Raw genomic sequence first — 13,291 nt, 5'->3', positions numbered from 1 at the left:
AATGGCGCAACAGAAAGCGTATAAAACAAAAAAACCCCGAGCTATTTAATAGCTCGGGGTTTGTATTTGGCGGAAGCGTAGTCCGCCATACTCAAATCCATGGCAATCCAATACAAACCATAACTATATTGATTTATAGATATTTTTTGTGAATTTGGTCCAATTCATTCCAACCTAAACCTGTAGTATCTCAGTATAAATGGCACAACAAATGGCACAACACTTTTGTTGTGCCTGCAGATAATGATATGAGGCCCCACATGGCAATCCTGACCGACACCAAAGCTCGGCATATCAAGCCCGGCGACAAAGCCCTGCCTCACGGTGGAGTGATTGGGCTTACACTTAATCCCACAAGAGCAAACAAAGGCCGGGGTTATTGGATCTTTCGTTACGTTAGCCCTGTGACACAAAAACGGCGCCAGGCCAGTCTCGGGACTTATCCAGAAATCAGCATCGCGGAGGTAGGAAAAATAGCCTCAGCAATGCGTGAGCAGTTGGCAAAGAACATCGACCCTCTTGAAGAGAAGAGTATCCAACAACAAAATGAGAAACGGAAAGCATCTATCCCAACATTTCAGTCAGCCGCAGAAACACTTCACCCTACTCTGCTTCCGGGATGGAAAAACATTAAGCATGGAAAACAGTGGATAACCACATTACAAACTCACGCTTTTCCCATTCTTGGAGTCAAAACATTAGATACCATCAATGCTGCTGATATTGCTGAAATTCTCTCTCCTATTTGGCTCTCTCATCCGGCAACGGCGAAAAGAGTTAAACAGCGGATTTATACCGTGATGGAATGGGGGCTGGCGCAAGGTTACTGTAAAATAAATCCCGTTGATGTGGTTGCCCATTTGCTGCCGCAGCAAAACAAACTGGCAACACGAGCCAGGCACTTTCCTGCTATGCCATGGAAGGCTATCCCTCTGTTTTTCGCTAACCATTTGCATTCCGACAACGCATATGACGTCAGTCGGGCTCTGCTAGCAATTGTGATTTTAACCGCCTGCCGCTCAGGAGAGGTCAGAGCCATGAGATGGTGTGAAATTAATGAAAAACAACAAATATGGACAATTCCTCCCGAGAAGATGAAAGGTGGCATTCAGCACCGTGTGCCCCTGACAAATCAAGCGATAAAGATAATCCTGAAGATGAAAGGAAGACATAAAGATCTGGTTTTCCCGTCCGTGCGTAAGCAAACCGTTCTTAGCGATATGGCCCTCACCTCTTTTTTACGTCGCGTTGAGGCCTCAAGTGATATTCCTGATAGAGTAGCCACTGCACATGGCTTTCGCTCAAGTTTTCGTGATTGGTGCAGCGAACATGGTTACTCACGAGATCTTGCTGAAAGAGCACTCGCCCATGCTATTCAGAGTAAAGTTGAGGCCGCTTACCATAGGACGGATTTGCTGGAACAACGTCGCCCTATGATGCAGGCATGGGCTGATTACGTATTTTCAGTAGTGACATAAAATTATTTCAGCGCCTTACGGGGCGTTTTTTACCTCATTCTTCCCTTTGCATCAGCTAATTACTTCCATACAAAAAAGAAGTTCCTGTTATCTTTCTTCAAATCTCGAAGCCTGTCGTAAAAGCCATCATCATTGATGAATTACGGCAACAATAAGAACTGACCAGGGCCGGAGTTCACTTGCCGCGCAATGGATCAATGGGCCTTTGAGCATGGTGTGGAACTACGGCTTATCCAGCCAGGTAAGCCAACGCAGAACGGATTTATTGAGAGCTTTAACGGACGATTTCGCGATGAATGTCTGAATGAAAACTGGTTCAGCGATATCGGTCACGCCAAGAGAATCATTAATGACTGGCGGCAGGGTTATAACGAACATCGTCCACATTCGGCACTAAATTATCAGACACAATCAGAGTTTGCAGCACGGAGGCGAAATGAAAATGTGAAGATAAACAAACCGACATTACTAACCGACGGTTGTATCTAATACTGGGGGCAGATCAATTGACCCACCCTCAAAGATGAGAATGCATATCATTCGTTTATAAGAGAATAAGCTACCTGTATTCTCATTAAAAGATAGATACAGTTGAGGGAGCCTGTGCTAAATGGATTGTTGCCAAAAGAAAAACGATCATTATGGTATTTTCACGCTCTGTACTTTTAATATACGTTACCTTTAGGATAAATACTTCCTTTATTTCTTAAAAGGAATACCTTCTTTGAAATTACTTTATCCATAAGTATTTATATCATTGCCTAACTATTTAGTAAGTAAAGAGTTCTCTTTTTTGCATGAAAAATCAAAAAGAGAATGCAATGCCCCCTGATGTAAGGTGAGTTAGCAGCTATATCTGTTGCTACATTACATGAGTTCCCTTTAGTGTCTCATCTTATCCCTCAGGATAATATTTTGATACAGATGCGTATCTTTTACTTGCTGATTTTTTTATGGAAATTTAACCCATGCTGATAGAGCTAAAACTGTGGCAAATATTTTTAGTTTTACTTCCTGCGGGAATAGCCTGTGGAGCTGCCACCAGGTATTTTGAATTAAATGTATATGTTCAGACAGTGGCAGTTTCAGTACTGACAATTTTTCTTATGCTGATATTTCCTTTTTTTAACAAAAGGGTAATAAAATGATTGAAATTACTTCTCAGGATTTAACAGTAGTCTCAGGAGCTGGTGATGTGAACTGGGTTCAGGTTGGCCGCGATGTTGTCACGACAGGAGCTGTAATTGCCGGAGGTGCTTTCGGATCTGGTATTGGTGGTCCTGTAGTAAAATGCAAAGTTTTAAGCAGTCCTCAAACAGCCGTTGAAAAACTAAAACGTATTCTTGCCAATCAGCATCCAGCAGGCGAACACAACTCATAGTGTACCCCTTGGGAGGCGTTCACTGCGGCATGTACGCTACAGTACCACTGGACCACCCTTACCTCTGTTCAGATATCATAGCCAAGCTTGCGGTATTCATTAGCTTCAATACCGTAACGCTTCAGTTTATTGTAAAGCGCTCCACGCGAGAGATTGAGCGCGATAGCAACCTGACGCAGATTACCTTGTTTTTCCACCAGACAGCGTTCTATAAGCGTCTTTTCACTATCTTTCAGACAGTAATTTTTAGTGCTCCAGCCAGGTATCTCCGAATCACTATAGGTAGGCAGGTGTAATTCCTCGGGCAGATCTTTGTCCCTGATTTCCTCTATCTCAGTGAGATTTATAGTGCGTTCGACGATGTTCTCCAGTTCTCTAACGTTGCCCGGCCAGTCATAGCTTTCCATCACTTTCAGAGCGGAATCAGAAAATAACGCACGATTTCGACCAAGCGCCCGGCATACTTTTTCACAGAACCAGTCCGTCAGTTCTTTGATATCTTCTTTTCTCTCCCGCAATGGTGGAATTGGCAGACTGATTACGTTCAGACGGAAGTAGAGGTCACGGCGGAAGGAACCATGTTCAATATCTTTTTTCAGGTCCCGGTTGGTCGCTGCGATAATCCGCACGTTAACTTTCAACGGACGCTTGCCGCCAATGCGCATCACTTCACCTTCCTGTAAAACTCTCAGCAGGCTAGCCTGCGCTTCAAGCGGCATATCCCCGATTTCATCAAGAAATAACGTCCCGCCATCAGCCAGTTCAAATTTACCTGCGACACCACCACGCCTTGAACCAGTAAACGCCCCATCTTCATAGCCAAACAATTCACTCTGTACTAGATCGCGCGGAATTGCACCGCAGTTAACAGCAAGAAAAGGTCCCGCATTACGATGACTGCCATTATGAATAGATTGAGCAAAAAGCTCTTTTCCAGTTCCGCTTTCACCGGTCAGCAGTACGGTACTATCGCTACGTCCGACGCTGCGCGCCTTATTACGCATATCCTGCATCACACGTGACTGGCCAAGAATCATATCGAAGTTGTAACTGGCACTGCTGCCAATAACACGGTGAGTCATATCCCGCACGCGTCGGTTATCACGCATCGAGATCACTCGGCCACCTTCAGGAGTAGTGACAACAGAGATCACACATGAAATACGTGAATCAGCAACGGGACAGAGCGTGATATAACGATCTTTGCAGGCCGGTAGTTCTTTAAGAGAACATCCGTCCGGGCGCAATACTTCATCAGCATCACGAAAACGGACATCTTCCTGAATACCCAACACCTGGCGGGCATAACAATTTAGCTGGCGAATAGAACCTTGCTCGCTGATGACCAGCACGCCCTCATTTAGCGATTCCATCACCGACTCCTGCTCGTTCACCAAACGACGAAGAATCAGTTGCTGAGATATTGCCTCCGCGGCGGCCTGAACCGTGCCCAGCGTATGATAGTGGAAACAACCAGGATTAGCCGTCAGCGTCAGAACCCCTAGCATCACACCGTTTTCATCTCTGATCGGCGCTGCTGCACAGTGCTTGCCGCGTAAACGTAACGCTTCTTTATAGTTCTCTGCGCTCAGCAAATAGACGAGTTTGTTCTCTTTCAGACAGCGTCCGGTACAGTTTGTCCCCTGTACGGCCTCGCAAAGAATGCTACCAATTGGCGTCAAATCCTGACCACAAAAATGCACGATCACACCATTAGCATCTGTCAAGTTGATATGCCCGTCAGGGTTATAGGCTAGCAGGTTGCGCATGATATCGCGCGCGATGGAGATCAGCAGTGAATTATGCGCCATTATTCTGCGCAGTTCACTCTGTTCGCAAAACTGATACTCGAAGCGATAAGCATCAATACCATCGGTGTGGCTACGTAGCCATGACGCATGAATAGCAGATCGCAAACCTTTGGGCATTTGCCCCTGCTCAAATGCTTTCCAGGCCAAGCCTAGTTCATCAGTGTATTGGGCAAAACCGTGTTCGTAGTTAAGCCTCGCAATCAGCTCCCATTCTTCATCCCAGACACCGCCATAATTATGATTCATAAATTTCATTCTATTTTATTTTGGAAGTGTTCATTCTATGAACATGTTGTGATCATATGTCTTTTTTATAAACACTTTGTGATCATTGTCTTTTTTTATTTCCTTATAAAACATAGAAATGTGATTTGGCACGACTGTTGCTTTTAAAAGATGTCTTCCCTACAAAGACAAAAACTAAAAAAACCAACGTGGAGAAATAATGAAATGTCTACACGAAAGCGCAACGTGCCTTACCTCATATTCATATGTGCCATCGCATCCGTTAGCGGGATCATCCTTGGTTACGATGCCTCCGTTATCTCAGGCGTCATCGACCCGCTTACCGAACATCTGTCGCTCACACCAGCACAAAGTGGTTGGGCAGTTTCTAACGTTATTTTGGGATGTATCGTGGGAGCCTGGGGTGTTGGGCGCTTTACCGATCGTTTTGGTCGTAAAGCAACCCTGATCATCACTGCCATCCTTTTCGCAATTTCCGCTATCGGATCAGCACTAGCCAACGATCTGACCTGGTTTGTTGTTTATCGCATGATTGGCGGGCTGGCCGTGGGCATGGCATCTGCTGTCACTCCACTCTATATCGCGGAAGTATCCCCAAAAGATCTTCGTGGGCGGATGCTGGGCATGCAGCAGATGCTAATGGTTGGCGGCCAATTAGTGGTTTATATCGTGAATTACCTGATTGCCAGAGGCATGGCCCATGAGTGGGTAGTATCTATAGGCTGGCGTTGGATGCTGGCATCTGCGCTAATTCCCTGCGTGCTGTTCCTTGTGATGGTTTTCTTTATGCCGGAATCGCCGCGCTGGTATGCGATGCGCAACCAGAAAGAAAAGTCACTCAAAGTACTTACCTCTCTGTCTAACCCAGGACATGCCGAGCGCTTATATGCTGAAATTCGTACCTCCATCGCTACCGATTCTGCTTTGCTGAGTATACCAACACCGCGCGGTATTCTGAGGGATAAAAAATCGTCTTACATCCTGTGGATCGGCTGTGCTATCGCCGTATTACAGCAGGTTTCCGGCATCAATATCCTGATGTACTTTGCACCTTCACTTCTGCAAAACGTTACTGGAAACACACAGGATTCCATGTTCCAGAGTATTTTCCTCGGCCTCGCGCTATTGGCTGGTGTGAGTATTGCACTGGTCGCCTTCGATCGTATCGGACGGCTCCCATTATTACGCTGGGGATCATTAGGTTGTGCCGCTTTCCTGTTATTCACCTCTTGGGCCTTTATGAATGAAGTTAAAGGCTACCTTCCCATTGTCGGCTTAGTTGGATTTATCTTTGTGTTCGGTATGTCCTGGAGTCTTGGTGCCTGGCTGCTCATTTCCGAGATCTTCCCGAATCGCATGCGTGCTGTTGCCATGGGTTATGCGTTTTGCTCTATGTGGGTTTCGAACTTTATTGTCACCCAGAGCTTTCCGATGATGAACCGTAACCCTGTATTGATGGAGCACTTCCATGGGGCTTTCCCCCTGCTTTTATGCAGTGGATTCAGCATTATAGCTTTCTGGTTTGTTGGACGTTTCCTGCCGGAAACCAAGGGTGTTTCGCTGGAAAATATTGAACCGCTAATGCTTTCAAAATCCCGCCGTTTTGGTCGCGAGCAGCAGATGCTCGTCACGCCAGAATCTGTTTCGCAAAAATAATTAATCAATACCCTACATCTAAGGAGAATTTTATGTCAGTAAAAAACGTTGTTCGCGTTGGTCTTATTGGCGCAGGTCGTATGGGCACCTTTCACGGTGAGAGCGTTGCTCAGCGTATACCGGGCGCAACGCTGGTTGCTGTTGCCGATCCTGTTCCGGGCGCAGCCGAGGAGCTGTCCGCCAGACTGGGGGCGAAAAAATCTTATACCGATCCGCAGGAGTTGCTGAACGATCCTGAAATCGATGCCGTCGTGATCGCATCTCCGGCGCGTACTCACGCCGAACTGGTCGTCGCCGCAGCCAAAGCGGGTAAAGCCATTTTTTGTGAGAAGCCAATGGCGGTCACTCTGGAAGATGCAGATAAAGCCATTAATGCGGCTAAAAAAGCCGGGGTTGCTCTACAGGTAGGCTTCAACCGTCGATTCGTGAGCGGTTTTTCTGCAGCGTACGAAGAGATCAAAGCAGGTAAAATTGGCGTACCGCAACTGTTACGTTCAACGACTCGTGACCCTGGTTTGGGCGATCCAACACCGATCCCGCACTGGACTATTTTCCTTGAAACACTGATCCACGATTTTGACATCCTGCTGCACCTGAATCCGGGCGCGAAACCCACCCGCGTTTATGCGGTTGCCGATGCATTAGTGCGCCCCGATTTTAAAGATCGCGGCCTGCTGGATACCGCAGTCGTGAATATTTGTTTCGACAATGGCGCGTTCGCCACGGCTGAAGCTAATTTCCAGGCAGTGTACGGCTATGACGTTCGCGGTGAGGTCTTTGGTAGTAAAGGCATGCTACAGGCAGGAAATATCAATGTGAATAACTGTGTGCGTTACACCGCTGACGGTATCTCTATTGACACCGCGCGTCGTGATACCGATCTGCTACATGATGCCTATGTTGCAGAAGTGACCGACTTCGTACGTTGCGTTGCGACAGGCGACACGCCAAAAGCGACCGGTGAAGATGCGCGTAATGCGCTGGAAGTCGCTCTGGCATGTATCGCATCTGTTCAACAGTCCCAGCCGATTAAGCTCTAAGGATAAAAATATGTCTACTTACTCACTGTCTGTCTGCGCTGAAATGGTATTCCTTGATCTGCCATTCATCAAGCGCGTTGAACGCATTCACGCCATGGGCTTCGGCGTGGAGATTTGGGACTGGACCCAAAAAGATATTGATGCGCTGGCGAAAACCGGTGCCCGCTTTACCTCAATGACGGGCTATATCTCGGGAAACCTGACCGATGATGAAGAAATTGATCACCTGCTTTCCAGCGCCAGTCAGTCACTTGAAACTGCTCGCCGCCTCGGCTGCCCGTCTCTCAACTTGCACGGCACCGGGCTGAACAATGTTGGTCTGCCGGTGAAGCCTGTTGAAATTGTAACAGGTGCAATGTGGCTGAAAGCGAAGAAGACATTGGATGCCCTTGCGGCTATGGGGGAGAAGGCGGGCAAGGTATTCACTCTGGAAAACCTGAACACCGCCGTTGATCATCCGGGAACACCTTTCGCTAAAGCAGAGGAAACCATGGCCCTGGTGAGCGCGGTGAACAGTCCGTACCTGAAAATGAACCTGGATATTTATCATGCGCAGATCGGTGAAGGCAATCTTGTCGAGCTTATCCGCAAAAGCGAGAAACATATCGGTGAAATTCAGGTTGCCGATGTTCCGGGCCGTAAGGAACCAGGTACCGGTGAGATCAACTATAAGGCTGTAGCCCGCGCATTGAAAGGGATTAACTATCAAGGTGTGGTCGCGATGGAAGGTTGGGCATCGGGTGATTCTGTCATCGCGCTTGAAGCTTTCCGCGAAGCGTTCACGCTATAAGCGTTAACATCCTTAGGGGCTCATTTTGCATCGCTTCTAAGCTGGTCAGGAAGCGATGCATTTATTGTGAAGGATAGAACGATGAACGTATCAACACGTATTCATGTTGGCGTTAGCCCGCTCTCCTGGACTAACGATGTGCTGGAAGATCTCGGTGGCTATATCCCACTGGAAACCTGCCTGGCAGAAGCGGCGGAGGCAGGCTATGAAGGAATTGAACTTGGCCGAAAGTTTCCACGAACAATCGACACTCTTGCGCCAGTACTGAATCAGGCAAAGCTTAAGCTTGCGTCCGGTTGGTATAATGGCCTGCTGGCTAAACGAAGTTTTGAGGATGAGTTAGCAGCGGTACACGATCATGCCATGTTATTGAAATCACTGGGGGCAAAAGTCATGGTATATGGTGAGTGCGGCGCGATGCCCGGCCTCACACCACTCGATGAGCCCCTGTCGAAATCTCCACCCTTAGGGCATATTGAACTGCCCCAATACGCAGAAAAAGTGAATAATTTGGCAGTGTCTTTATTGAAGAACTATGGTTTACGTCTGGCTTATCATCACCATCTGATGATGGTTGTTGAAACCGACGATGAGTTGAAAGCCTTCCTGAAAGCAACCAATGACTTAGTCGGTATCGCCCTGGACTGCGGGCATGCAACCGTGGCAGGCGTGGATATCAACTGGGTGCTGGAAAATTATGGCAACCGCGTGGCGCATGTCCATCTAAAAGATGTGCGTGGTGAAGTGCTCAATAACGTCATTAATAATAACCTGAGCTTCAATAATGCAGTAAGAGCAGGTCTGTTTACTGTCCCTGGCGAGGGGATAGTTAATTACGCTCCGGTTATTCATTTCCTTAAAAACTCAACCTACGAAGGCTGGATTATCATTGAAGCCGAACAGGATCCAGAAAAAGCACCGCCTCTGGAGACAGTAAAAAAAGCGCGCGCGTGGGTTAAAAGCGAGGTGGGTATTTAGCATTTGAACAGGTTTGCTGTAGGTTTTTGGCGCTCTTTGAGCGCCTTTTTTGACCGTTGCCCACACCCACCCGCATTACTCCCTGTTGAGCCGACTAGCTTGTAATAACGATCCCGCTTGCCCGGACCGCGACCGTCACCGCCACTCATAATCCAGCCTCCTGTCCTTTCAGGCGCTCCAGTGCAGCCAGGCGACGCTCAAGCTCCTGCCGGGCTTCCTGTTCTTTCAGCAACAGCGCCTGGTTTTCCAGACGGGCCTGACGCTCCTCTTTCAGCGCTTCAACCAGCAGGGCCACCACGCCGTTGATATTGATACTGCGTGCATCGGGTAGGACGCTGCCTCATTGAGCGTCAGCTCGGTCTGCGTGACCGACAGGGGCAGTACTGTCTCGATTTCCTGGGCAATCACCCCGGCTTCCGGTACGCCCTGTTTGAGGTAGGTGTAACCGCTGATGCTGCCGAGTTTGTACAGCGCATTGTCGATTTTCTCAACATTTGTTTTCATGCGGGCATCGGAGCTGCTGTTCCAGGCTCCGTTGGTGTAGGCATGGCCGTCGTTGCGGAATTCGTACCAGCCCTGAGCGCCACCATTGGCCACATGCAGACCGAGGAAGTGATGCTGCCCGATACGCTCGTAGTGATAGAAGTCAGCGGACAAATCGCCCGCCCCCTGAAGCCAGAGGCCATTTGTTTTATTCGCCCTGTTGTTATCCACCGGGCGGTTACCCTGCGCTCAGAACCAGCCATCGGGATTACGTTTGACATACTGTCCGGCATCGAGCCATGTGAACGCCTGAGCGACTAACTATAACAGGGGAGCTGTTACTCAAAATAGCTTACAGGTGCCATTGATTACCTCAGCGTTTTCCTACTGCTTTTGCAAACGCTGCACTGACACACTTATCTCCACTGGGGACAGACCATTCCCGCAACAAATCACCAAACCTCCCCTCGATTTCTGCCTCATCGAGCGAGTCGTCTTCATCCTGAACAGAAGGCCACCCATGTTCCTCAATATAGGGACGTAAATCTTTAATGAGGTCACTTATAGCATCCGTCTTCGTTTTCCATCCCCCGGGTCGCGCTTCCAGTAATTTTATCACCTCCTCTTTAATACCGTTAAAACGTGCCGCTTTCCTTTTCCCGCCTAAAGCAGAATTTAGTTTATGCTGCTCCTTGAGATTTTTTGCTGCTGCAGTTGTACAGCGTTTCAGACCACACTCCAGAAGAGCAATGGCATTCTGCATCAATTGCACCGCATGATCGGGATCCGATTCCAGAATCGCCTTCCCTTGCGCCCAGGTTTGTTGAGCATCAGCCAGATTGCCCCTGATGCCTTTTTCTACCCATGCAGAACGACTGAATACTTTAAGGTAGCGCCGCCAGTTTTTCTCTCCCTGCTGGCAGGCCAGTGCCTGTGCTAAATCTTTAGAGCTGGTTTGCCTCCCTGTGTTTATCACCACAACAAGTTCAACATCTTCTGTCACCCTTGTTCTTGCAATATGTTTCTGTTTGATCCCAAGATGAAAGCACAGTGCTTTTTTTTTCTTCCGATATCTGCTTAATAATTCTTCAAATAAAAGGTTTTCTTTAACATTAGCCATTCATAACTCCCAGCTTCTGAATGATAGCTTTCATGCAGAAACAGATTGTCTTCTCTGACATGGTAGATATCTCAGGGCCAAAACCCCGGCCCTGAACTCATCGAACCAGATACAAGGCAGCTTTTGGTCAAGTATTTACAACTTTCACAAATAAACAGGTCTGGTATCAACAAAAAACGGTGAAAATCGCCCAAAATAAATCTCTACCACATTGTAATAAAAGATTTTTTCCAATACCTTCACTACGGACATACTCTCCCCTTTTCCTGCCTTGTAAGATCGCATCCATACTGAGACAAAGAGAGACAAACATACATGGCTGCACAAAATCTCAAGGTACTACGCATCCGCGCCGTTGTGAACAAACTCGGCATAGCTCGTTCAACCATTTACGACTGGATCAATCCGAAGTCACCACGCTACGACGCAACCTTTCCAAAGCAACGCAGACTGGGCATGCAATCTGTCGGCTGGTTTGAATCGGAACTGGATGAATGGTTGTTAAAACGTCATCAGGCATCATCGACAGATATTGCCGAACATCCATAAAGGCAGTGTTACCTGCTGTGTACTTAGCAAAAATACCTGATAAATAAGAGCATTAACAATGCATTAATCTAATGCATTAAATTGCTAGTGTATTTCAGTCTCATTTGAGACAAATATATCTTAATTACTAACGATATATTAAAAAACACTATCAATTATGCTCATGATTAGTGAGTAACTCTTTATTTATCATCCAACAAGATTGACTGTAATAAGAGTCTTATTATGGCTATTTGTAAAAGAAATAATTGTAATCTCTCAATAGGTGATTTACCAGATGAGCGTAAATTGCGCTTATGCCCAAAACATTATCAGGGTAAGCTATCTAATGCAGCTAAAAGAGCCCAAAGGTTGGGTCTGACGTGCCAGTACCCGCCCTGTGGTATTAGCCTATCTGGTACCCGCAATCAGCGATATTGCTGTATTGAGCATCGTAACAAAGACAGAAGACTTATAGATGACGATGCCATTGTCAGTCTGGTAAAACATTCTTACTGGATTAACGTAGAATCAATGCTGAAGAATAATCCCCTCGGGCTGAGGAGTATCAACTGCCCTGATGACATCGCTGAACTCATCAGGTTATACGAGCGTAAAGCAGCTCACCAGAAAGCATATAACACGATCAATGGCCGCAGGGTGACAGACTCAAAGGGGCTGGCAATAAAACGCTTAACGCCCTGGCTGGAGTTAGAACTGTGCCATATTTACCCTAATTCTAAAGGCGGTGCCAATACTACATGCAACATCATTATCGCTCCGTCACTGATTAACAGAATGATGAAAGACTCAGTGCCTGTTTGTACCACAAGAGGAACATTCAGCGGCATAAAAGCGGCAGGCTTATCCCTGCCTGTTGAATCAACGCTATTGAAAGCACTCACAGAGAAATATGGAGCATTTGAAATACAGGAAGCATTATCTCCTGTAAAACATGTGACATTTGCTGATCCTGGTATACCACGCAGGCTGTTTTGCACAGATATTTATGCTCATCCACCTTTATTGAAACTTTTAAAGGAGGAATCATCGCGCCTGGAGCTCTGGGATTTAAGGGAATCTATTAATCATATTGAAAGTAGTCACTGGCTGTCAGCTGGCCCTGCAAATGAGTTATTTGCAGTCGCAACTTTTCATGCCATGTTAAATGGGGATACAGATAACTTACTTGAGATATTTTCCGGGCTGCACGAAGACGTAACGGAACGAACCAGGCGAAAAGAAAGATTGATTCATGCATATTACCAAAACGCACTTGATGATTATATGGCTCGCTATTTTGGTCTTGACCTGAGTAATCAGGAAGCCTGCATTTTATTTTACAATACATTTTTCACAGCACCACCACTTGATAAAGATGGGGCTTTGGTTATACCTCCTCAATTCTGATGCTAAGCGGGGATCAGGAGTTGGTCTCCCGGTGCAGATAGCTAAAACCGGCCTTATTTCAACGAAATAGTAGACAAAACCGACCTGTTGTTAACATAAAGAAGCCAGATTTAACAAATTCGGGCAGCGACATCGTCACGTGCTTTACCACTTAATCCAGATGAGTACTTGCCTGGAATTTTACTTTGCAAGATCTGGCATTTATATTTCCTTTATACAATAACAAATGAACTATCGCAATGAAATTTAAATCTACGTTAACGACCAGCCTAAAAGATATGGGTTACCAGACATCTCCAAAAAGCACACAATAACACTCAGGGTAACTCATTAATATTTCAGAAATATATAATTACCATGAACCAGTACA

General features: G+C 46.6%; 10 protein-coding genes and 2 pseudogenes. 9 read left to right on the top strand and 3 right to left on the bottom strand.

The annotated features are described in order from the left end of the window. Positions 1–260: 260 nt before the first annotated feature. The 3 genes and pseudogenes from BWI76_RS10240 (at position 261) to BWI76_RS28050 (ending at position 2,859) form a co-directional block, all read left to right on the top strand. Positions 261–1,478 (top strand): tyrosine-type recombinase/integrase, encoded by a 1,218-nt coding sequence (locus BWI76_RS10240; RefSeq protein WP_004132706.1) that lies wholly within the window; start codon positions 261–263, stop codon positions 1,476–1,478. A 145-nt stretch (positions 1,479–1,623) separates the two neighbouring features. Beyond that, positions 1,624–2,005 (top strand): annotated as a pseudogene (locus tag BWI76_RS10235) (integrase core domain-containing protein); the annotation flags it as partial. A gap of 617 nt (positions 2,006–2,622) precedes the next feature. Then, the gene (locus BWI76_RS28050) at positions 2,623–2,859 is read left to right on the top strand and encodes a colicin V family bacteriocin (protein WP_127719242.1); all 237 of its coding nucleotides are present in this window, start codon (positions 2,623–2,625) and stop codon (positions 2,857–2,859) included. A 68-nt stretch (positions 2,860–2,927) separates the two neighbouring features. On the opposite strand, the gene BWI76_RS10230 is transcribed toward BWI76_RS28050, so the two are convergent. Beyond that, entirely contained in the window at positions 2,928–4,916 is a 1,989-nt protein-coding gene (locus BWI76_RS10230; RefSeq protein WP_053088433.1) for a sigma-54 interaction domain-containing protein, read from the bottom strand. A 204-nt stretch (positions 4,917–5,120) separates the two neighbouring features. Between BWI76_RS10230 and BWI76_RS10225 the strand changes: the two genes are divergently transcribed. The 4 genes from BWI76_RS10225 (at position 5,121) to iolE (ending at position 9,380) form a co-directional block, all read left to right on the top strand. After that, on the top strand, positions 5,121–6,572 hold the full coding sequence (locus BWI76_RS10225; RefSeq protein ID WP_049094930.1) for a sugar porter family MFS transporter: 1,452 nt from the start codon (positions 5,121–5,123) through the stop codon (positions 6,570–6,572). A gap of 32 nt (positions 6,573–6,604) precedes the next feature. Next, positions 6,605–7,612, top strand: a complete 1,008-nt coding sequence (locus BWI76_RS10220) for a Gfo/Idh/MocA family oxidoreductase (RefSeq protein WP_049094929.1) — start codon at positions 6,605–6,607, stop codon at positions 7,610–7,612. Positions 7,613–7,622: 10 nt separating this feature from the next. Next, the gene (locus BWI76_RS10215; RefSeq protein ID WP_049094928.1) at positions 7,623–8,402 is read left to right on the top strand and encodes a TIM barrel protein; all 780 of its coding nucleotides are present in this window, start codon (positions 7,623–7,625) and stop codon (positions 8,400–8,402) included. An 81-nt stretch (positions 8,403–8,483) separates the two neighbouring features. Then, positions 8,484–9,380 carry a myo-inosose-2 dehydratase gene (gene iolE / locus BWI76_RS10210; RefSeq protein WP_049094927.1) on the top strand — a complete coding sequence of 299 codons (897 nt, stop codon included), beginning with the start codon at positions 8,484–8,486 and terminating at the stop codon, positions 9,378–9,380. A gap of 145 nt (positions 9,381–9,525) precedes the next feature. Here the strand turns inward: iolE and BWI76_RS10205 are convergent. Both BWI76_RS10205 and BWI76_RS10200 read right to left on the bottom strand, forming a co-directional pair. Next, positions 9,526–10,160, bottom strand: a pseudogene (locus BWI76_RS10205) (tail fiber domain-containing protein); the annotation flags it as partial. A 76-nt stretch (positions 10,161–10,236) separates the two neighbouring features. Continuing rightward, positions 10,237–10,983: a hypothetical protein gene (locus BWI76_RS10200; RefSeq protein WP_049094926.1), complete on the bottom strand. Its 747-nt coding sequence runs from the start codon at positions 10,981–10,983 to the stop codon at positions 10,237–10,239. A 315-nt stretch (positions 10,984–11,298) separates the two neighbouring features. On the opposite strand from BWI76_RS10200, the gene BWI76_RS10195 reads away from it, so the two are divergent. Continuing rightward, on the top strand, positions 11,299–11,532 hold the full coding sequence (locus tag BWI76_RS10195; RefSeq protein WP_075209927.1) for a helix-turn-helix transcriptional regulator: 234 nt from the start codon (positions 11,299–11,301) through the stop codon (positions 11,530–11,532). 225 nt (positions 11,533–11,757) lie between these two features. After that, positions 11,758–12,921 carry a hypothetical protein gene (locus BWI76_RS10190; protein WP_084402774.1) on the top strand — a complete coding sequence of 388 codons (1,164 nt, stop codon included), beginning with the start codon at positions 11,758–11,760 and terminating at the stop codon, positions 12,919–12,921. Positions 12,922–13,291 lie beyond the last annotated feature (370 nt).

The sequence above is a fragment of the Klebsiella sp. M5al genome, assembly GCF_002090195.1.
Lineage (GTDB): Bacteria > Pseudomonadota > Gammaproteobacteria > Enterobacterales > Enterobacteriaceae > Klebsiella > Klebsiella grimontii.
This window is presented reverse-complemented; position numbering and strand designations above follow the sequence as displayed.

Bases quoted from the DNA above. Each gene is read 5' to 3' on its own strand.
- BWI76_RS10240 (WP_004132706.1), top strand. From the start codon at position 261: ATGGCAATCCTGACCGACACCAAAGCTCGGCATATCAAGCCCGGCGAC.
- BWI76_RS28050 (WP_127719242.1), top strand. From the start codon at position 2,623: ATGATTGAAATTACTTCTCAGGATTTAACAGTAGTCTCAGGAGCTGGT.
- BWI76_RS10230 (WP_053088433.1), bottom strand. From the start codon at position 4,916: ATGAATCATAATTATGGCGGTGTCTGGGATGAAGAATGGGAGCTGATT.
- BWI76_RS10225 (WP_049094930.1), top strand. From the start codon at position 5,121: ATGTCTACACGAAAGCGCAACGTGCCTTACCTCATATTCATATGTGCC.
- BWI76_RS10220 (WP_049094929.1), top strand. From the start codon at position 6,605: ATGTCAGTAAAAAACGTTGTTCGCGTTGGTCTTATTGGCGCAGGTCGT.
- BWI76_RS10215 (WP_049094928.1), top strand. From the start codon at position 7,623: ATGTCTACTTACTCACTGTCTGTCTGCGCTGAAATGGTATTCCTTGAT.
- iolE (WP_049094927.1), top strand. From the start codon at position 8,484: ATGAACGTATCAACACGTATTCATGTTGGCGTTAGCCCGCTCTCCTGG.
- BWI76_RS10200 (WP_049094926.1), bottom strand. From the start codon at position 10,983: ATGGCTAATGTTAAAGAAAACCTTTTATTTGAAGAATTATTAAGCAGA.
- BWI76_RS10195 (WP_075209927.1), top strand. From the start codon at position 11,299: ATGGCTGCACAAAATCTCAAGGTACTACGCATCCGCGCCGTTGTGAAC.
- BWI76_RS10190 (WP_084402774.1), top strand. From the start codon at position 11,758: ATGGCTATTTGTAAAAGAAATAATTGTAATCTCTCAATAGGTGATTTA.